The sequence below is a fragment of the Stenotrophomonas sp. 116085_Sma genome, assembly GCF_056479585.1.
In genome coordinates this window covers 692,885-710,682 of the sequence record NZ_CM151057.1, presented here as the reverse complement: position 1 = coordinate 710,682, position 17,798 = coordinate 692,885, and the positions used below count along the sequence as shown (strand labels likewise).

At 66.4% G+C, this 17,798-nt stretch carries 21 protein-coding genes; 9 read left to right on the top strand and 12 right to left on the bottom strand.

Annotation, left to right across the window (positions count from 1 at the left end; genetic code table 11):
- Window positions 1-76 precede the first annotated feature (76 nt).
- Window positions 77-898 (top strand): EamA family transporter, encoded by an 822-nt coding sequence (locus ACZK0Z_RS03230; protein WP_197633040.1) that lies wholly within the window; start codon window positions 77-79, stop codon window positions 896-898.
- A gap of 36 nt (window positions 899-934) precedes the next feature.
- Here the strand turns inward: ACZK0Z_RS03230 and rimI are convergent, their stop codons facing one another.
- From rimI to pssA, 3 genes are read right to left on the bottom strand one after another with little or no spacing between them, the layout of a single operon-like run.
- The gene (gene rimI, locus ACZK0Z_RS03225; RefSeq protein WP_049427388.1) at window positions 935-1,432 is read right to left on the bottom strand and encodes a ribosomal protein S18-alanine N-acetyltransferase; all 498 of its coding nucleotides are present in this window, start codon (window positions 1,430-1,432) and stop codon (window positions 935-937) included.
- Entirely contained in the window at window positions 1,429-1,938 is a 510-nt protein-coding gene (locus ACZK0Z_RS03220) for a hypothetical protein (RefSeq protein WP_197620107.1), read from the bottom strand. The genes rimI and ACZK0Z_RS03220 overlap by 4 nt, the downstream gene beginning before the upstream one ends.
- A complete protein-coding gene (gene pssA / locus ACZK0Z_RS03215; RefSeq protein WP_046983850.1) occupies window positions 1,935-2,711 on the bottom strand; it encodes a CDP-diacylglycerol--serine O-phosphatidyltransferase in 777 nt (258 codons plus the stop codon). Before pssA ends, ACZK0Z_RS03220 begins: the two co-directional genes overlap by 4 nt.
- Window positions 2,712-2,791: 80 nt before the next feature.
- Between pssA and ACZK0Z_RS03210 the strand changes: the two genes are divergently transcribed.
- From ACZK0Z_RS03210 to ACZK0Z_RS03200, 3 genes are all read left to right on the top strand, one after another.
- Entirely contained in the window at window positions 2,792-3,166 is a 375-nt protein-coding gene (locus tag ACZK0Z_RS03210) for a DUF4124 domain-containing protein (RefSeq protein ID WP_197633038.1), read from the top strand.
- A gap of 575 nt (window positions 3,167-3,741) precedes the next feature.
- A complete protein-coding gene (locus ACZK0Z_RS03205) occupies window positions 3,742-5,445 on the top strand; it encodes a proline--tRNA ligase (protein WP_049427911.1) in 1,704 nt (567 codons plus the stop codon).
- Between the two features lie 222 nt (window positions 5,446-5,667).
- Window positions 5,668-6,051, top strand: a complete 384-nt coding sequence (locus tag ACZK0Z_RS03200; RefSeq protein WP_005408004.1) for an H-NS histone family protein — start codon at window positions 5,668-5,670, stop codon at window positions 6,049-6,051.
- Between the two features lie 110 nt (window positions 6,052-6,161).
- Here the strand turns inward: ACZK0Z_RS03200 and ACZK0Z_RS03195 are convergent, their stop codons facing one another.
- Complete coding sequence (locus ACZK0Z_RS03195) at window positions 6,162-7,421, bottom strand: threonine/serine exporter family protein (RefSeq protein WP_049427914.1); 1,260 nt, start codon at window positions 7,419-7,421, stop codon at window positions 6,162-6,164.
- A gap of 93 nt (window positions 7,422-7,514) precedes the next feature.
- Between ACZK0Z_RS03195 and ACZK0Z_RS03190 the strand changes: the two genes are divergently transcribed.
- From ACZK0Z_RS03190 to ACZK0Z_RS03170, 5 genes are all read left to right on the top strand, one after another.
- Window positions 7,515-8,636 (top strand): ABC transporter permease, encoded by a 1,122-nt coding sequence (locus ACZK0Z_RS03190; protein WP_049427915.1) that lies wholly within the window; start codon window positions 7,515-7,517, stop codon window positions 8,634-8,636.
- Window position 8,637: 1 nt separating this feature from the next.
- Window positions 8,638-9,465, top strand: a complete 828-nt coding sequence (locus ACZK0Z_RS03185; RefSeq protein WP_049427916.1) for an ABC transporter ATP-binding protein — start codon at window positions 8,638-8,640, stop codon at window positions 9,463-9,465.
- Window positions 9,466-9,468: 3 nt separating this feature from the next.
- Window positions 9,469-10,395 (top strand): MlaD family protein, encoded by a 927-nt coding sequence (locus tag ACZK0Z_RS03180; protein WP_033835489.1) that lies wholly within the window; start codon window positions 9,469-9,471, stop codon window positions 10,393-10,395.
- A complete protein-coding gene (locus tag ACZK0Z_RS03175; RefSeq protein ID WP_049427918.1) occupies window positions 10,392-11,033 on the top strand; it encodes an ABC-type transport auxiliary lipoprotein family protein in 642 nt (213 codons plus the stop codon). The genes ACZK0Z_RS03180 and ACZK0Z_RS03175 overlap by 4 nt, the downstream gene beginning before the upstream one ends.
- A 98-nt stretch (window positions 11,034-11,131) precedes the next feature.
- Window positions 11,132-12,094, top strand: a complete 963-nt coding sequence (locus tag ACZK0Z_RS03170) for a glycosyltransferase family 2 protein (protein WP_197632500.1) — start codon at window positions 11,132-11,134, stop codon at window positions 12,092-12,094.
- On the opposite strand, the gene ACZK0Z_RS03165 is transcribed toward ACZK0Z_RS03170, so the two are convergent.
- The 8 genes from ACZK0Z_RS03165 to ACZK0Z_RS03130 form a co-directional block, all read right to left on the bottom strand.
- On the bottom strand, window positions 12,091-12,702 hold the full coding sequence (locus ACZK0Z_RS03165; RefSeq protein WP_197632501.1) for an alpha-ketoglutarate-dependent dioxygenase AlkB: 612 nt from the start codon (window positions 12,700-12,702) through the stop codon (window positions 12,091-12,093). The genes ACZK0Z_RS03170 and ACZK0Z_RS03165 overlap by 4 nt on opposite strands.
- Before the next feature lie 46 nt (window positions 12,703-12,748).
- Window positions 12,749-13,381: a CoA transferase subunit B gene (locus ACZK0Z_RS03160; protein WP_049427924.1), complete on the bottom strand. Its 633-nt coding sequence runs from the start codon at window positions 13,379-13,381 to the stop codon at window positions 12,749-12,751.
- A 1-nt stretch (window position 13,382) separates the two neighbouring features.
- Window positions 13,383-14,114, bottom strand: coding sequence for a CoA transferase subunit A (locus ACZK0Z_RS03155; RefSeq protein ID WP_049427926.1), 732 nt, complete (start codon window positions 14,112-14,114; stop codon window positions 13,383-13,385).
- A 96-nt stretch (window positions 14,115-14,210) separates the two neighbouring features.
- Window positions 14,211-15,416, bottom strand: coding sequence for a hypothetical protein (locus ACZK0Z_RS03150; protein ID WP_459004471.1), 1,206 nt, complete (start codon window positions 15,414-15,416; stop codon window positions 14,211-14,213).
- The gene (locus ACZK0Z_RS03145; protein ID WP_197632503.1) at window positions 15,391-15,816 is read right to left on the bottom strand and encodes a hypothetical protein; all 426 of its coding nucleotides are present in this window, start codon (window positions 15,814-15,816) and stop codon (window positions 15,391-15,393) included. Before ACZK0Z_RS03145 ends, ACZK0Z_RS03150 begins: the two co-directional genes overlap by 26 nt.
- 50 nt (window positions 15,817-15,866) lie before the next feature.
- A complete protein-coding gene (locus tag ACZK0Z_RS03140) occupies window positions 15,867-16,466 on the bottom strand; it encodes a hypothetical protein (protein WP_197632504.1) in 600 nt (199 codons plus the stop codon).
- Window positions 16,463-16,867 (bottom strand): GtrA family protein, encoded by a 405-nt coding sequence (locus tag ACZK0Z_RS03135; RefSeq protein WP_049427932.1) that lies wholly within the window; start codon window positions 16,865-16,867, stop codon window positions 16,463-16,465. The genes ACZK0Z_RS03140 and ACZK0Z_RS03135 overlap by 4 nt, the downstream gene beginning before the upstream one ends.
- The gene (locus tag ACZK0Z_RS03130; RefSeq protein ID WP_005412175.1) at window positions 16,845-17,789 is read right to left on the bottom strand and encodes a glycosyltransferase; all 945 of its coding nucleotides are present in this window, start codon (window positions 17,787-17,789) and stop codon (window positions 16,845-16,847) included. Before ACZK0Z_RS03130 ends, ACZK0Z_RS03135 begins: the two co-directional genes overlap by 23 nt.
- Window positions 17,790-17,798 lie beyond the last annotated feature (9 nt).

Below are 17,798 nucleotides of genomic sequence, written 5' to 3'. Positions count from 1 at the left end.
GCATCTACCGATGCGGAATCGGAAACGCCGGGCAATGCCCGGCGTTTCCATTTTCCCGGCATGGCATCATCGCCCGATGCCTCTTTCCATCTTCCTGCTGGTCCTCGCGGCTGCGGCCCTGCACGCCAGCTGGAATGCGATCGTCAAACGCGGGCCGGACAAGCTCCTCGGCACCGTGCTGGTGACCGGCAGCGCCGCGCTGCTGTCGGCGGCTGCCCTGCCTTTCCTGCCGTGCCCGGCCGCGCACAGCTGGCCCTGGCTGGCTGCATCCGTGCTGCTGCAGGTGACCTACTACGGCCTGGTGGCACGCTGCTACCAGCAGGTCGAGATGAGCCTGGCCTATCCGCTGATGCGTGGCAGCGCGCCGATCCTGGTTGCACTGGCCGGCACCCTGCTGGGCGAGCAGCTGCCCCCTGCCGCGTGGCTGGGCGTGGTGCTGGTGAGCACCGGCATCCTGTGCATGGCACTGGGTGCACGTGGCGGCCAACTGCGCCTGCCACTGCTGACCGCGGCGATGATCGCCACCTACACCCTGGTCGATGCGCAGGGTGCGCGCCAATCCGGCAGTGCGCTCAGCTACACGCTGTGGTTGTTCCTGCTGTCGGGCATTCCACTGCCACTTTGGGCGTTGTACACCCGCGGTGGCGCGGTGCTGGACTATGCGCGCCAGCATTGGCCGCTGGGACTGGCCGGCGGCGTCGGCACCACCGCGTCCTACGCGATGGCGTTGTGGGCGATGACCCAGGCCCCGGTGGCGATGGTCTCAGCGCTGCGCGAATCGTCCATCCTGTTCGCGCTGTTGATCTCGGTGTTCCTGCTGCGCGAGCGGATCCCGCGTGCGCGCTGGCTGGCAGCGGCACTCATCGTGGGCGGTATATTGGCCTTGCGGCTGGCGTAGAGGTAGTGCCGGCCGCTGGGAGGCACCCCTTCTCCCTTACAACGGCGGCATCGCCTGCAGGTCGCCGTCGACCAGTTCGATGGCCATCACCACCGCATCCTCGCGGCCCTGTGCCGCCGGGTAGTAGCGTGGACGGCGGCCGATCTCGTTGAAACCTTCGCTGTGGTACAGGGCCAGCGCGGGTGTATTGGACGGACGCACTTCCAGGAACACGCGGTGCGCACCCCGGTTGCCCGCCAGCTGCACCAGTGCGCGCAGCAGTTGGCGACCCAGCCCACGCGACTGCGCCAGCGGATCGATGCAGATGTTCAGTACATGTGCCTCGTCGGCGGCAATGCTGAGCACGCCGTAGCCGATCAGCTGGCCATCGCGCTCCATCGCCAGTCCGGGATAACCGGCACGCAGGCAATCAACGAAGATGCCGCGGGTCCATGGGAACGGATAGCCACGCACTTCGATCGCCATCACCGCATTGAGGTCGCTCTCGCGCAATGCGCGCAGGCCGACGGGGCCGGGCTGGCTGACCGCGCTCATGCACTGCCCCGCTTGCGCAGGGCACGCAACTGCGGCCACAAAGCGCGCTTGGCGGCCGGATCCTGGCGCAGCTGGTCCAGCGGCCAACTGTCCATCAGCGCCTGCGTGGCGGGATCGTTGGGATTGCAGCCGGACGCACGCAGCAGTGCGATCTGCAGGCGATCCGGGAGCCGCACCGCCGGTTGCCGTGCATTGCCGCCCGGCAGCGGACGGACCGGTGCCGGCGCGGTATCCGGTGCGGTGACGGGGGTCTCGCGACGCGGCGGTGCAGGGCGTCCCTGATGAGGAGCGGCTGCGGCTTCGGCAGGGTGTTCCCGCATGGAGGCCGAACCCGCCCGCACTGGTTCCGCCGAAGCCGCTGCGGCCGCATCGGCTTCGGCCACGCTCAACTGCAGCGCGGCGTCCAGTTCGGCGGCCAGCTGGCCGTCGTGATACACGGTGTAACCCATGGCCTGCAGCCAGGCCTGCTGGGCCGGTGACCACAGCACGGGCAGGTCCTGGCTCACGCGGCCTCGGGCTTCTTGCGCAGGCGCTGCACGGCCCACATCACCGGGCCGGACAAGGCGTACAGGATGCCCACCGCGAACAGCACGCGCGGCAGATCGATGACCGCGATGGCGATCGCCACCGGTACCAGTGCCAGCACCAGGAACGGCACACGGTCGGAACGCCCCCCCTTGGCAGCACCGCCCTTGAAGCTCCAGAAGCGGATGCGGCTGACCATCAGCAACGCCGCGACGATCGTCACCGCCAGCGCCACATAGCGCAGCTGGTTGCCGTCCCAGCCCAGGTTGCCATCGGCGAAGGCCCAGACGAAGGACATCATCAGGCCGGCCGCAGCCGGGCTGGCCAGGCCGACGAACCAGCGCTTGTCGACCACCGCCACCTGGGTGTTGAAGCGGGCCAGGCGCAGTGCCGCGCAGGCGGCATACAGGAACGCCACCGCCCAGCCGACCCGCCCGAGCAGCGGGTCATCGAACTTCAGCCACGACAGCGACCAGTGGTACATCACCAGCGCCGGGGCCATGCCGAAGCTGACCAGGTCGGCCAGCGAGTCGTACTGCACACCGAATTCGCTGCTGGTACCGGTCAGGCGCGCCACGCGCCCGTCCAGGCCATCCATCACCGCTGCCACGAACACGGCGATGCTGGCATTGACGAAATCCCCGTTGGCCGCGGCGATGATCGCGTAGAAGCCGGCGAACAGGCCGGCGGTGGTGAACAGGTTGGGCAGCAGGTAAATCGTGCGCGAACGCGGCGGCGGTGTGATCGGGTCCATGGAATCCAGTTTAATCGACTTGCCAGTGCTCGGCGCCAATGCTGCAATCGGCGTTCTACGCCCATTCCATGGAGTTTGCCATGCGTGCCCTGTCCTGCCTTGGATGCCTGCTGCTGTTGGCCAGTGCCAACGCCGTGGCCGGCCCGGTCTATAAATGGAAGGACGCCAATGGCGTGACCCAGTACTCGGAGACCCCGCCGGCCGGCAAGAAATTCGAGACCCGCGAGCAGGCCCGCAGCCCTCAGGCCGCGGCCAGCGCCGAGACACCGGCCGCGCCGGTGCCGGAACAGTGCAGCACCGCCCGTGCCAACCTGGCCCTGCTGGAAGGCACCGGCCATGTGATGCACGACACCGATGGCGACGGCAAGCCCGATACCGCGTTGACCCCGGAACAGCGCAGCGCGCAGAAGGGGTTGGCGGAAGCGGCCATCAAGGCGTATTGCCCGGCGGAGTGAGGGTATCGGCAGGGCTTGCAGCCCTGCACCTGCTTCAAGCAACGGCAACGTCAACAGCCGGCTACGGGCTTTCTGTGGGTTTGGCGGGGCGGTGTGGGCTGGCAGGACACGCCGTAAACCCTTCCATGGGGGCTCGATGGCGCCATCCATGGCGCCAACGGTCCTGCCAGCCCACACCACCCCACCTCCGACAGGTTCCTGGTGACGGTGGTAGATCCACGCCATGCGTGGATGAATCTCCATGGAAATCGAATATTTCGAGAATTGATCGAAAAGCCGAGCATCGCTCGGCTCTACAAAAGGGCGACAGATCGCGGAAAACCGTCGAAGGCGGGGTGGGTCCGGTTGCGGGGGCGTGAGCGCCATGGATGGCGCGACCGCGCCTACAGGGACGTATTTACGGCGTCCCCCGCAACCGGACCCACCCCGCCATCCCACGGGAAGTCCGCCTTTGCCGTTGCTTCGGCAGTTGCAGTTGACGTTGCTTGAGGCGGGTGCAGGGCGCAGCCCTGCCAGTACCCCCACCCCGGCCGGGCTGGCAGAATAGGCGTCTCTGCCGTTATCCGAAGCCGACGATGCGCCTCTCCCAGTTCCACCTGCACACCACCAAGGAAACTCCCAGCGACGCCGAGCTCACCAGCCACCGGCTGATGCTGCGTGCGGGCATGATCCGCAAGCTTGCATCGGGCCTGTACACCTGGTCGCCGCTGGGCCTGCGCGTGCTGCGCAAGGTCGAGCGCATCGTGCGCGAGGAAATGGACCGTGCCGGTGCCGTGGAATTCCAGATCCCGACCATCCAGCCGAAGGAACTGTGGGAGCAGACCGGTCGCTGGCAGAAGTTCGGCCCGCAGCTGCTGAAGATCAAGGACCGCAAGGACCAGGTCTTCTGCTACAGCCCGACCGCCGAAGAAGCCGCCTGCGACTTCGCGCGCAGCGAGCTGTCCAGCTACAAGCAGCTGCCGGTGAACTTCTACCAGGTGCAGACCAAGTTCCGCGACGAGATCCGCCCGCGCTTCGGCGTGATGCGTTCGCGCGAGTTCCTGATGAAGGACGCCTACTCGTTCCACCTGCATGATGAATGCCTGGTGCGCGAGTACGAGAACATGAAGTCGGCCTACAGCCGCATCTTCACCCGCCTCGGCCTGGATTTCCGCATGGTGCAGGCCGACTCCGGTGCGATCGGCGGCGATGCCTCGCAGGAATTCCACGTGATCGCCGATTCCGGCGAAGACGCGCTGGTGTTCTCCACCGGCTCGGATTACGCGGCCAACATGGAAGCGGCGATCAGCGCCGATCCGGCCCCGCGTGCGGCCGCCGCTGAAGCGATGCGCAAGGTCGACACGCCCACCCAGAAGACCTGCGAGGACGTCGCGGCCCTGCTCGGCATCGACCTGCAGCGCACCGTGAAGTCGGTGGCGCTGGTCGCCGGCGAAGGCGACGCACAGCAGTTCGTGCTGGTGCTGGTGCGCGGCGACCATGAAGTCAACGAGATCAAGCTGGCCAAGGTCGCCGGCCTGGACGAGCAACGCTTTGCCAGCGAAGCAGAGATCGCCGAGTACCTGGGCAGCGTGCCCGGCTTCCTCGGCCCGGTCGCGCCTGCGAAGGCCATCCGCGTGGTCGCCGATCGCGAAGTGGCCGCGATGTCCGACTTCGTCGTCGGCGCCAACGAAGCTGGTTTCCACCTGGCCGGCGTCAACTGGGGCCGTGACCTGCCGGAACCGGAAGTGGCCGACATCCGCAACGTGCGTGCCGGTGACCGCGCGCTGGACGGCGGCGAACTGAAGATCGCCCGCGGCATCGAAGTCGGTCACGTATTCCAGCTCGGCCGCAAGTACGCCGAAGCACTGGATGCCACCGTGCTGGACGAGAACGGCAAGGCCGCGGTGATGGCGATGGGCTGCTACGGCATCGGCATCTCGCGCGTGGTGGCTGCCGCGATCGAACAGAACCATGACGATGCCGGCATCATCTGGCCGGACGCGATGGCGCCGTGGCAGGTGGTGGTGTGCGTGATCAACCCGAAGGGCGACGTTGCCGTCGCCGATGCAGCGTCCAGCCTGCTGCAGGAACTTCGCGACGCCGGCCTCGATGCCGCGCTGGACGACCGTGGCCTGCGCCCGGGCGCGATGTTCGCCGACATGGAACTGATCGGCATCCCGCACCGCGTGGTGGTGAGCGAGCGTGGCCTGGCCGCCGGTACCTACGAGTACCGCTCGCGCCGCGCCAGCGAAGCGGAAAGCCTGGACAAGGCCACCCTGCTGCAGCGACTGCAGGGCTGATCGCAGAAAGGACCGGGCATGCCCCGGTCTTTTTTTGCGTTTCCGCCACGTCACCGATATTGCAGCGGACATAATCCGGTCAAAATCGACGCAATGCAGCCGGTACGTCGCCAAGCCCTGTCCTGTCTGCATTTGTGCTTGGAATAATTCATCTCTATTCTGTGCTGCGACGCCATGGACTGGCTCGTCCCGTCCACACATTAGTTTCCGGAGTAACCGTAAATGAGCATTGACCTGACCGGCCTGTCGGCACGCGAACTGGGCGCCCTGATCCGCACCGCCAAGAAGCAGCAGACCATCGTCGCCAAGCGCCGGCCAATCACCAAGGTCCGGGCCCAGCTGACCAAGCTGGCCAAGACCGAGGGTTACACCATCGAAGAACTGTTCGGCGGCGCCCCGGCCCCGCGCGCGCGCAAGGCCGCCCCGGCAGCCAAGGCACCGTCCAAGACCGCCGGCCGCAAGCTGGGCAAGGTGGCACCGAAGTACCGCAACCCGGCCAACCCGAAGGAAACCTGGACCGGTCGTGGCAAGCAGCCGCGCTGGATGGCCGAGCTGACCGCCAAGGGCAACAAGAAGCCGGAAGATTTCCTGATCAAGAAGGCCTGAGGCCAGGATCAGATTGCAATGAAAAACGCCGGCGGAAGCCGGCGTTTCTTGTTTGTAGAGCCGAGCCCACGCTCGGCTATCCATATGCAAAGTCGAGCATGGGCTCGGCTCTACAGGGTTTTGCGCGCCGGCATCAGCAGGTTGCCGAACAGCAGGCCGGCCACCAGCGCCATCACCACGTTGAGCACGGTGAGGAACACGCTCTGGCCAGCGCCGACATCCTGCTGCTGGACCAGGGTCAGCACGCCGCGCAGGCTGGTGCTGCCGGGCACCATCATGATGATGCCGGGCAGGCGGATGATCGCGCCCGGTCGGCCCACCAGGCGGCCAAACAGATTGCCACCGGCGGTCAGCAGCATCGCCGACAGGAAGATGCCGGCCGGCGCACCCCAGGCGTGGCCGCCGAACTTGGAGATCGCATAACCGGCCACCGAGGCGGCGATTACCCAGGGATAGTCGCGGCGGTTGGCCTTGAACAACATCGCGAAGGCGAATGCTGCGGTCAGCAGTGAACCCCACTCCACCCACGGCCCCTGCGGCCGCGTGGCGCGGATCACCGGGTCCAGGCCGAGTACGTCGGCCAGGGTCACCGCGATCATCGCGCCCACGCTGAGCTTCATGATGGTGGTCAACGCGCCGGCGAAGCGCGCGGTACCGGAGACCCAGTGCTGGCTGGCGAGTTCATTGACCGCATTGGTCAGCGACATGCCGGGCAGCAACACCACCAGCGAGGCGATGATCACCGTGTTGAGGTTGAGTGCGCCGACAAAGGACGCGACCAGGGTTGCGACCATGCCGGCCAGCAGCGCCGCCAGCGCCTCGGCCGCTTCGCGGGTGGCCGGGCGACGGTCGGTGACCATGCCGAGCAGGCCGATCATCAGGCCGATGACACCGGCGGTGGCGATGTCCAGCCACGGCAGCTTCCACATGCCGGCCACGCCGGCAGCGCCGAGGGTGAACGAAAGGATGGTGCGCAACTTGCCGCGCCGGCCGGGATCCTTGTCCAGCTGGCGCAGCGCGGTGTGGCCCTGGGCGATGCTCATCCGGCCGTTGGACACTTCCTCGGCGATATGGTCGGCGACGCTGAGCTTGTGCAGGTCGTTCTCGCCAGGCGCCAGGCGGATCACGCGGGTGATGTCGCTGGAGCCGATCGCCTGTGCCGGGTCGCTGAAGCTGAGGATGATACCGGTGGGATTCGACCACGGTTCACAATCCAGATCGAGCTGGCGAGCCAGTGCCACCACTGCCGTTTCCAGGCGCTGGGCCGTGGTGCCGTAGCTGTGCAGGCGTCCGGCGATCTCGGAAACAAAGGCCACGCGCTGCGCGTAGGTGGCCTGGGGCGTGGGGATCGTGTGAGCGTCTGCGGACATGCGCCGTAGTATTACCTACTGCCGGGCCGCACTGGATAAATTCATCCGGGTTCGACGCGATGCCCCAGACAGAACGGTTATGCTGCGACCCGAATGGCCCAAGTGACCCCGAACCACGCCCCCCAGCTCGAACAGGACGCCCATGACCCGGGCCTGATCCGCCTGTCCGGCACCTGGACCTTGAAGACCGCGCTGGCCGCGGCCGAAGTCCTGCGCGGCGTTCCCGACACACTGACCGGCATCGACGCCACCGGCATCGAGAAGATGGATTCGGCCGGCGTGCTGCAGGTGCTGCGGGTGGCCCATCGCGCCGATCTCGGCGAGGACGCGTTGCAGTTCCGCCCGGATCACCAGGCGCTGGTCTGCACCATCGAGGAAGTGGCCGACGACCGGCCCAGGCCCAAGCGCGATTTCGGCGTGCTGGCCGCGCTGGAACGGCTCGGTGTCAGCGTCCATGCCACTGGCCACAATATCAAGGCGCTGTGCAGTTTCCTGGGCGAAAACCTGGTCAAGGCAGCCCGGCTGGTCAAGGAGCCCCGTCGCTTCCGACTGACCGCCACCGTGCACCAGATGGAGCAGGTCGGGCTGGACGCAGTACCGCTGGTGGCGCTGCTGTCGTACCTGGTCGGTGCGGTGATCGCCTTCCTCGGCTCGACCATCCTGCGCGACTTCGGCGCCGAGATCTACGTGGTCGAGCTGGTCAACATCGCCTTCCTGCGCGAGTTCGCGGTACTGCTGACCGCGATCGTGCTGGCCGGCCGCACCGCCAGTGCGTTCACCGCGCAGATCGGTGCGATGAAGGCGCGCGAGGAAATCGATGCCATGCGCACGCTGGGCCTGGACCCGATCGACCTGCTGGTGCTGCCACGGTTGATGGCGCTGCTGGTCACCCTGCCCCTGCTGACCTTCATCGCGATGGTTGCCGGCCTGGCCGGCGGTATCACCGTCGGCGCGTTCGACCTAGACATCCCGCCGCAGATGTACATCGCGCGCATGCACGAAACCATGGAAGTGCGGCACATGCTGGTCGGCCTGTCCAAGGCCCCGGTGTTCGCACTGGTGATCGGCCTGATCGGCTGCCTGGAAGGCCTGAAGGTGGAAGGCACGGCGCAGTCGGTCGGTGAACGCACCACCTCCAGCGTGGTGCAGACCATCTCGCTGGTGATCATCATCGATGCCTTCGCGGCGTTGTGGTTCATGCACATGGACTGGTGACATGAGCACGCATACGACTCCCGAAGAAATCCCCATGCAGGACGGCGAAGGCCACGACCTGGCCATCCGCGTGCGCGGGCTGGTCAACCGCTTCGGCAGCCAGACCGTGCATGAAGACCTGGACCTGGACGTGCGCCGCGGCGAGATCCTGGGCGTGGTCGGTGGCTCGGGCACCGGCAAGTCGGTGCTGATGCGTTCGATCCTCGGCCTGCGCACGCCCGACGCCGGACAGATCGAAGTGCTCGGCCGCGATGCGCGTGCCGACGATGCCGAGAGCCGACTGCACATCGAACGCAACACCGGCGTGCTGTTCCAGGATGGCGCCCTGTTTTCTTCGCTGACCGTGGGCGAGAACGTGCAGGTGCCCTTGAAGGAACACCACCGCGAATTGCCCGAGCGCTGGCACTACGAGCTCGCGCTGCTGAAGGTGAAGCTGGCCGGCCTGCCCGCCGATGCGATCAACAAGCTGCCATCGCAGTTGTCCGGCGGCATGCGCAAGCGTGCGGGCCTGGCCCGGGCGCTGGCGCTGGACCCGCCCCTGCTGTTCCTGGATGAACCCACCGCCGGCCTCGACCCGATTGGTGCGGCGGCATTTGACCGCCTGATCAAGACCCTGCAGGAAGCGCTGGGGCTGACCGTGTTCCTGATCACCCACGACCTGGACACGCTGTACGCGATCTGCGACCGGGTGGCGGTGATCGCCGACCGCAAGGTGGTGGCCAACGCGCCGCTGCCGGACATCGAGAAACTGGATCATCCGTGGATCCAGGAATACTTCCACGGACCGCGTGCGCGTGCCGCGCGCGGCGAACAGATCGAGAGTGCCTGAGCCATGGAAACCAAAGCCAACTACGTGCTGATCGGCGCGTTCACCCTGATCACCGGCCTGGCCCTTCTGGCCTTCGGCCTGTGGGCGGCCAAGTACTCCTCCGACCGTACCTGGCAGGAATACCGCGTGGTGTTCCGTGAGGCGGTGACCGGCCTGTCGGTGGGCAGCCCGGTGCAGTACAACGGCATCGCGGTCGGTTCGATCATCGAACTGAACCTGGTGCCGGACGACCCGCGCCAGGTGGTCGCTCGCATCCGCCTGAACTCGACCACCCCGGTCAAGACCGATACCCGCGCCAAGCTGGCGATCACCAGCCTGACCGGCCCGTCGATCATCCAGCTCAGCGGTGGCACGCCGCAGTCGCCTGCGCTGACCACGGTCAACAAGGACCCGGCCCCGATCATCCCGACCACGCCATCGGCGCTGCAGAACATCACCGACGTTGCCAACCGCATCGTCGAGCGCATGGACCAGATCCTCAGCGACCGCAACGTGGCCTCGATCAATGCGACGCTGGCCAACCTGGAGACGATCAGCGGCGGCCTGGCCGACCGCGACCAGGGTACCCAGGCGCTGCTGCTCAGCGCGCGCGACGCCGCCCGCAGCCTGGACACCACCCTTAAGACCACCAACGGTACGATCGAGCGCCTGGACAAGAACCTGGTGCAGCAGCTGCCGGGCATCATCGACAAGCTGGACGGCACCCTGGCCAAGCTCGACTCGGCCGCCGGCAACGCCGATTCGATCCTGGGCGAGAACCGCGCCGCGATCAACAGCTTCGCCAACGATGGCCTCGGCCAGCTGGGCCCGACGCTGACCGAACTGCGCGGCCTGATCCGCGACCTGCGCCGGGTCAGCGACCGCCTCGAGAACAACCCCGCGCGCTATCTGCTGGGCCGCGACGCACCGAAGGAGTTCGAACCCAAATGAGCCCGATGCCCCTTCCGCGCCTGCTGCTGGCCGCTTCGCTGGCCACCCTGCTGGGCGGCTGCTCCATCCTTGGCAGCAGCGAGAAAACCGCAGTGACGCTGTACTCGCCCGCCGTGCAGGTGAAGGCCGATCCGGCGTGGCCGCAGGCCAGCTGGCAGCTGGTGCTGGCCAAGCCCAGCGCCGCGCGCATGGTCGACAGCCCGCGCATCAACGTGCGGCCGACCCCGTCGCAGCTGGAGATCTACAAGGGCGCCAGCTGGGCGCAACCGGCCACCGACATGATCGAGGACACCCTGCTGCGTGGCTTCGAGGACTCCGGCCGCATCCGCGGCGTGGCGCGCAGCACCGCCGGCATCCGCGCCGACTACAAGCTGTCCACCGACGTACGCCGCTTCGAGTCGGACTACCAGGGCCAGGCCACGCCGACGGTGGTGATCGAGGTCAACGCCAAGCTGATCCACGTCGCCGACCAGCGCGTGGTGGCCGACCGCACGTTCCGCCAGGCGCAGCCGGTCGGCAGCACCGATGTGCCGGCCGTGACCGCCGCGTTCGAGCGTGGCCTGCAGCAGCTGGCGCAGGACATGGTGGGGTGGACGCTGGTCAGCGGGCAGAACGATCAGCCGGGCGCCCTGCACTGATCAATGGCCGACGTGCGCGCCACGGAGGGCGGGAGGGTCTCGATGGAGGCATGCGATACTCGACGCATCCTGGCTGCACCTGGCTGCACCGTCTCCCGATGACCTCATCCGTTTCCATCGCCGTCTGCACCTACAACGGCGAGCGCTTCCTGCAGGAGCAGCTGGACAGCCTGCTGGCGCAGACACGCCATCCGGATCAGCTCGTGATCCGTGACGATGCGTCCTCCGACGGTACCCTGGCATTGCTGCGTTCGTTCGTGCCTCGTGCAGAGGCCCTGGGCATCGCGGTGGACCTGCAGGTGAATGCCCGCAACGTCGGCTATCGGCAGAACTTCGACGGCGCGCTCCGCGCCTGTACCGGCGACCTCATTTTCCTGTGCGACCAGGATGACCTCTGGTACCCGGACAAGCTGCAACGTTTCTGCACCGAGTTCGATGCCCGCCCTGAGCTGCTGGCACTGCACAGCGATGCGCAACTGATCGACGGATCCGGCCGGATGTTGTCCAAACGGTTGTTTTCCGCGTTGGGGTACCGGCCTTCGGAGCATGTGCGGATGCATGCAGGCCACGGTTTCGAGCTGCTGCTCAAGCGTCCGCTGATGACAGGGGCGGCAATGGCGCTGCGTCGCCAGGTTCTGGACGATGCATTGCCTCTTCCTGCTTCGGGCTGGGTCCACGACGCCTGGATCAGCACGCTGGCGGCCATGCGAGGGGAGATCGACAGCTTACCCGAGCCGTTGATCGGCTACCGCCTGCACGGCAACAACCAGGTGGGGCTTGGCGACCAGGATGGCGTCTCGCGCGAGGTGAGGCGGGAACGCCAATTGGAGATCGAACGACTGCAGTGCGAGCAGCTGCTGGCCCGCGCACGCGCGCTGGGCCTGCCCGTATCGCGCCTGGAGTGGATTGAACGGAAGCAGCGGCACTTGACGGTACGCACGGGGATGGGCCCTGCACGCATTCGCCGCATTCCCGCGGTGATGGCAGAGGTGTTCTCCGGCAACTACGGCTACTTCGGGCGTGGCCTGTTGACCGCCGCCATCGATCTGGTCCGGCGCTAGGCTCCGGTACGCGCGCCCGCCGTGCGTGAATGGATCCAGCGGAACGTCAGGTTGATCCGCTCCCCGCGAACCCGCGCCATCTTCGGGAGCGCGTGCTGGTAGAAGCGCTGGGTCTGCCCGCCCATCAACAACAGGTCTCCGTGGCCCAGGACGAACTCGGTCCTGCGCGCTGGCTCATCGCGCCGTCGCAGCAGAAAGCGGCGCGCAGCACCAAGGCTCACCGAAGCAATCACCGGTGCCGGCCCCAGCTCCGGCTCATCGTCACTGTGCCATCCCATGTGATCTCCCCCATCCCGATAGCGGTTCAGCAGCACGCTGTTGAAACGACTGATGTTCCCGTCCTGCAGCTGCTCACGCACGGCCTGCAGCACGGGCGGCCATGAGTACGGCACGAACTCGGCACCGGAGTAACGGTAGCGGGCCTGCGGGTCGCCGATCCAGCAGCTCAGCCGCGGCGACTCCACCCAGTTGCCGAGCATGCGGATGCGATGTACCTCCCATGGCACTTCGGCCTGCAGCGCGGCCATCAGCCGGTCGGCGTCGGCCGCAGCCAGCCAGCCCGGCAAGTGCTGGACGTCCGCATCGGGCAGATCGTGGAGGAACAACATGGCGGCCCCTCAAAGAACAGGGCGGCGCTTGGCCGCCCCCGGAACATCAGGCACGCTGGAACGCGACGCCGGTCTTTTCCTTCAGTTCGTCATCGCCGACACCCGGTGCCGCTTCCACCAGCAGCAGCCCCTCGTCGGTAACGTCGAATACGGCCAGGTCGGTGATGATGCGATCAACCACGCCGACGCCGGTCAGCGGCAGCGTGCATTCGGCCAGGATCTTGTGCTCGCCATTCTTGGCGGTGTGCTCCATCAGCACCACCACGCGCTGCACGCCGGCCACCAGGTCCATCGCGCCGCCCATGCCCTTGACCATCTTGCCGGGCACCATCCAGTTGGCCAGGTCACCCTTGTCGGTGACCTGCATGGCGCCGAGAATGGCCAGGTTGACGTGGCCGCCACGGATCATCGCGAAGCTGTCATGGCTGCCGAAATAGCTGGCACCGGCGCGTGCAGTCACGGTCTGCTTGCCGGCATTGATCAGGTCCGCGTCGACTTCAGCGTCGGTCGGGAACGGGCCGATGCCCAGCAGGCCATTTTCCGACTGCAGCCACACGTCCACGCCTTCGGGAATGTGGTTGGCGACCAGGGTCGGCAGGCCGATGCCCAGGTTCACGTAGGCACCATCGGTCAGTTCGCGGGCGGCACGTGCCGCCATCTCATCGCGGGTCCATGCCATGTCAGTTGCCCTCCGCGCGGACGGTGCGCTGCTCGATGCGTTTTTCAGGGTGTGCGTTGTGCACGATACGGTGCACGTAGATACCCGGCAGGTGCACCTGGTCCGGATCGATGGCGCCCACCGGCACGACCTCCTCGACCTCCGCAATGCAGACCTTGCCGGCCATCGCGCAGGCCGGGTTGAAGTTGCGCGCGGTCTTGCGGAACACCAGGTTGCCGGCCTCGTCGGCCTTCCACGCCTTGACCAGCGCCACGTCGGCGCGCAGGGCGGTTTCCATCACGTAGTGCTTGCCGTCGAACTCGCGCGTCTCCTTGCCTTCGGCCACCACCGTGCCGTAGCCGGTGGCAGTGAAGAACGCGGGAATGCCTGCACCGCCAGCACGCAGGCGCTCGGCCAGGGTGCCCTGCGGATTGAATTCGAGCTCCAGTTCGCCAGCCAGGAACTGCCGCTCGAACTCCTTGTTCTCGCCCACGTAGGACGAAATCATCTTCCTGATCTGGCGCGTCTCCAGCAGCTGGCCAAGGCCGAAGCCATCGACACCGGCGTTGTTGGAGATCACCGTCAGGCCCTTGGCCCCGCTGTCACGCAGCGCGGCGATCAGCGCCTCGGGAATGCCGCACAGGCCGAAGCCGCCCACGGCCAGGGTCTGGCCATCGGCGACCACGCCCTCCAGCGCCTGCGCCGCACTGGCGAAGCGCTTGCCGCGCTTGCCGGTGGAAGTCACGTGTTCCATTTCTACAGCCCCACACGGGAAGAATGAGCGCATTCTAGCGCTACACCTGCCTACCGCTGGGATGCGCCGCAGCATGACGCCGCGGCGCGTTCCGGCTCAACGCGCGCGCGGCATCTTCGCCGTGGCGCGATGTTCCAGTGCCAGCAGCACTGCAAACCCCAGCAGCAGTGTCACCGGCATGCGGACACGGTCGACGCTGCTGCGCAGGTGCCAGTCCAGGTCATGCGGTGTTCCCAGGTAGACCAGGAACAGCAGCGTTGCATACGCCAGCGCCGCCAGCACGGCAACCGATGCCGCCGGAACCCGCAGCTCCGGGCGCCAGAGCACCGCCAGCACCAGCAGCGGCACCAGCACCCAGACATCCAGCAGCAGGCGCCCGACGATCGGCAGGGTACTGCCCTCGCTGCCAAGCCGCGCCAGCAGCTGCACCTTCATGTCGCTTCCCGCCAGGTCATTGCCAACCCCTGCCTGCCCGACGGCCAGCTTCCATGCCAGCAGTGGCAGCAGGGCCACAACCGCGGCCAGGAGGATGTGCCAGCCCAGGCGACGCTCACGCAGCACGCCTTCGCCCAGCACCACGGCCGTCAACAGAGCTGCAAGCACGGCCCCCTCGTTCTTCAACATCGACAGCACGGCCACCAGCAACATGAATGCGACCAGCTCGCGACTACCACCGTGCTTCCCGGACATGCGGTGGCGCATCGCTGTCGCCACGGCAGCGACGGCGTAGACCGCCACCAGCGGATCCATGTAGCCGTTGATCAGCATGTCGCGCGCCAGGCGCAGCAGCAGCACTGCGAACAGCACGCCGCACCAGCGCGAGCGGAAACTCGGGGCGATCAGCAGCAGTGCCGGCAGCAGCAGCAGCGGTGCCACCGCCTTGGGCAGCAGCTCGTTCCAGTGCCCAGCCAATCCTGCTGCACAGGCCATCAACAACGGAACCAGTGCAGGATAGTCGTTGTGGCTCCACGGCGCGTAATCATCCAGCTGGGCGTACAACGTGCCCTCCAGGTAGATCCGCTTGGCATGGAAGAGCCAGATTGAACGCGGGTCCCAGCCATTGCTGGGGCTTCCCAGTGCGATCAACACCAGCACCAGCACGGCCAGGACCAGAGGGGCGGTACGCAGGTCACGCACAGCCGGCAGGGCGAGCAGCGCGCTGAGCACGACCGCGCCAAATGCCACCTGCACCGGCCAGCCCATCAGGCCCACGGCGGCCAGGCCGTAGCAGAGAAGAATGGAGACCAGCATGGCCAGCGCCGCACGGCGCCCTGGTTCAGCGGCAGTCGGCAAGAACGACATCTCCGCTCCTCCCCTGGACGTGGCACTGGTCAACCAGCGGATCACCGGCCCTCAGCAGGCGCTGCGGGGTATCGGTATCGCTGAACCGGACCGGATACAGCGCCTCCCACATGCGTTGCTGGATCAATGGGTCGTCCTTCAGCCCCTGCCCGAGTGAAAGCAGCGAGGGAGCGATCGGCTGCGCGCGCACCAGACCACGTGCATCCACCACCTCGCGTGGTACGGATGCCTCGAATCCCGCGTCCTCAGCGAAGGCCTGGCGCAGCAACGACGTCTGATAGTCCGATCGCTTGGCGACCGATACGAGGGAAGCGGCCAACAGCAGCACCAGGATCCCGGCAATCGCCAGGTCCCGGCGCGGGGTGCGCAGGCGGGGAGAGGTGGAGGTCATGTCATCCATGAATCGTTTCAGGAACCAACGGAAGAATCAATACGCCAGCAGCGCCCAGGCTATCGGCAACGGTAGTCAGAGGGCATCCGGCTGTCGCGGAAGGGATCGGTGAGTGCATCGGTGTACTGCCCCATCAGCAGGCGGTGGGTCGGCAGCAGGTTCTGCCGGTAGAAGCGGCCGAACGATGCGAGGCGCTCGCCACGCGCGGTCAATCGCACACAACCATCATGGATCTCCACGGTTCCGGACTGCAGCTGCTCGGTCAGGCGCACTTCCACCAGGTGATGCTCGCGGACGTACTCTTCAGTGAACACCTGGCGGAACGCGTCTTCACGTATCCCACCACCACGCTGTTGCAGCTTCTCCAGGATGTAGAAGGACAGCGAGCGGTCGATGACGGTCGGGACCGAGATCGCGAACACATAGCCTCCCAGCAACCAGATGGCCGCCAGCTGGATCAGCTCCAGGCGGCTGAAATCCCTGAACCACTTCAACGCGTACAGGCCCGCAAACACCACCACCACGGCGATCACCGCGTCGAGGATGCTGGCATACAGCACCACGTTCACGCGGAACTGGCGCATGTGGACGTAGTAGACCAGCAGCAGGGTGGCAATGAACGCCAGGGTTGCCAGCGCGGCACGCAGATACTTGTTCATTTGAACACCAGGAATTTGTTGGCAACGAAGCTGAAAGCCATCTGCATCCCCGTGGCCAATACGAATCCGATGCGATAGTCCAGACCCCATCGATCGGCCCAGACGTACATCACCAGCGCATGCAGCACGGCGATCGCCGCGTAGATCAGCAGGAACAGCGAGCCCTGCCGCGCCAGGCTGCCCTGCCTGCCATGGAAAACGAAGTAGCGGCTGCCGAGGAACGATACGGTGATGCCGAAGACCGCTGCAATCGCATTGGCCACCGCGGCCAACGGGATGTGCAGCACCTCAATGTTGAAGTGCAGCACTCCATAGTGCACTGCGGTGGCGAGCAGGCCATTGATCACGTAGCGGACGGCCTGTCCGCCCAGCGCATCCTTAGCCACTGCGGCGGCCGGCATGCAGGACCTCGTCGACGAACTCGCGATAGCTGCCCACGCTCATGACACCACCGCCGCGCATCATCCCCGACAACATCAGGATGATCAGCGTCAGTGCCGCGGTCTGCAGGAACACCAGCACCAGGATGCCGAATGCCAGCGAGAACCAGCCCTGCGATGCAAAGCCCAGCATCTTCAGCCCGGTGGCGACGATGCCGCCGATGATCGACAGTGCCGCCACCATGGTGCAGGCGATGCCCACGCGTACCAGCACGTCCTCGGCAAACACCATCAGTGCACGGAATCCGTGCAGGGCCAGGCCGACGAAATTCATCTTGCTGCGACCGGCGTAGCGCGGACCACGATCCAGCGCACAGGTCTGCACGCGCAGCTTCGAGCCCAGCACGCAGGCGGCAACGTGGATCCACAGCTCCTGCATCGATGCCAACCGGCGCACCGCCGGCATCTTCGCCGCCATGAAGTTGCCGAAGCTGATCTGGCGCCCGCTGAGCAGCGAGAACAGCAGCTTGTAGACAATGTAGAACGACTTGAACTTCAGCGATTCGACCCGGCTGCGACGACTGGCCACCACCACGTCGACATCGGCCGAATCCAGGCCCGCCACCAGTTCGGTGATGCTCTCCGGCGTATCCTCGCCATCGGAATCCATCACCACGACAATGTCATTGCCATCGAAGTGTTCGGCCACATAGCCCAGGCCGATGGCGATCGCACGCTGATGCCCGACATTGCGACGCAGGCGGATCACCACGCCCTCCAACCCCGAAGCCTCAATGGCGCTGATCGGCAATGGCTGCCGCACCGAGCCGTCGTCCACGGCCACCACATAGGTGTCCGGGCCCTGGGTGCGGGCGAGCTCGACAAACAGCTTCGAGGAGGCTTCCAGATCCTCGTAGACCGGCATCACCACGATCTTGCGCATCGTCGCCAC

Coding starts and splice junctions, on each gene's coding strand:
- ACZK0Z_RS03230 (WP_197633040.1), top strand. CDS start 77: ATGCCTCTTTCCATCTTCCTGCTGGTCCTCGCGGCTGCGGCCCTGCAC.
- rimI (WP_049427388.1), bottom strand. CDS start 1,432: ATGAGCGCGGTCAGCCAGCCCGGCCCCGTCGGCCTGCGCGCATTGCGC.
- pssA (WP_046983850.1), bottom strand. CDS start 2,711: ATGGACCCGATCACACCGCCGCCGCGTTCGCGCACGATTTACCTGCTG.
- ACZK0Z_RS03210 (WP_197633038.1), top strand. CDS start 2,792: ATGCGTGCCCTGTCCTGCCTTGGATGCCTGCTGCTGTTGGCCAGTGCC.
- ACZK0Z_RS03205 (WP_049427911.1), top strand. CDS start 3,742: ATGCGCCTCTCCCAGTTCCACCTGCACACCACCAAGGAAACTCCCAGC.
- ACZK0Z_RS03200 (WP_005408004.1), top strand. CDS start 5,668: ATGAGCATTGACCTGACCGGCCTGTCGGCACGCGAACTGGGCGCCCTG.
- ACZK0Z_RS03195 (WP_049427914.1), bottom strand. CDS start 7,421: ATGTCCGCAGACGCTCACACGATCCCCACGCCCCAGGCCACCTACGCG.
- ACZK0Z_RS03190 (WP_049427915.1), top strand. CDS start 7,515: ATGGCCCAAGTGACCCCGAACCACGCCCCCCAGCTCGAACAGGACGCC.
- ACZK0Z_RS03185 (WP_049427916.1), top strand. CDS start 8,638: ATGAGCACGCATACGACTCCCGAAGAAATCCCCATGCAGGACGGCGAA.
- ACZK0Z_RS03180 (WP_033835489.1), top strand. CDS start 9,469: ATGGAAACCAAAGCCAACTACGTGCTGATCGGCGCGTTCACCCTGATC.
- ACZK0Z_RS03175 (WP_049427918.1), top strand. CDS start 10,392: ATGAGCCCGATGCCCCTTCCGCGCCTGCTGCTGGCCGCTTCGCTGGCC.
- ACZK0Z_RS03170 (WP_197632500.1), top strand. CDS start 11,132: ATGACCTCATCCGTTTCCATCGCCGTCTGCACCTACAACGGCGAGCGC.
- ACZK0Z_RS03165 (WP_197632501.1), bottom strand. CDS start 12,702: ATGTTGTTCCTCCACGATCTGCCCGATGCGGACGTCCAGCACTTGCCG.
- ACZK0Z_RS03160 (WP_049427924.1), bottom strand. CDS start 13,381: ATGGCATGGACCCGCGATGAGATGGCGGCACGTGCCGCCCGCGAACTG.
- ACZK0Z_RS03155 (WP_049427926.1), bottom strand. CDS start 14,114: ATGGAACACGTGACTTCCACCGGCAAGCGCGGCAAGCGCTTCGCCAGT.
- ACZK0Z_RS03150 (WP_459004471.1), bottom strand. CDS start 15,416: ATGTCGTTCTTGCCGACTGCCGCTGAACCAGGGCGCCGTGCGGCGCTG.
- ACZK0Z_RS03145 (WP_197632503.1), bottom strand. CDS start 15,816: ATGGATGACATGACCTCCACCTCTCCCCGCCTGCGCACCCCGCGCCGG.
- ACZK0Z_RS03140 (WP_197632504.1), bottom strand. CDS start 16,466: ATGAACAAGTATCTGCGTGCCGCGCTGGCAACCCTGGCGTTCATTGCC.
- ACZK0Z_RS03135 (WP_049427932.1), bottom strand. CDS start 16,867: ATGCCGGCCGCCGCAGTGGCTAAGGATGCGCTGGGCGGACAGGCCGTC.
- ACZK0Z_RS03130 (WP_005412175.1), bottom strand. CDS start 17,789: ATGCGCAAGATCGTGGTGATGCCGGTCTACGAGGATCTGGAAGCCTCC.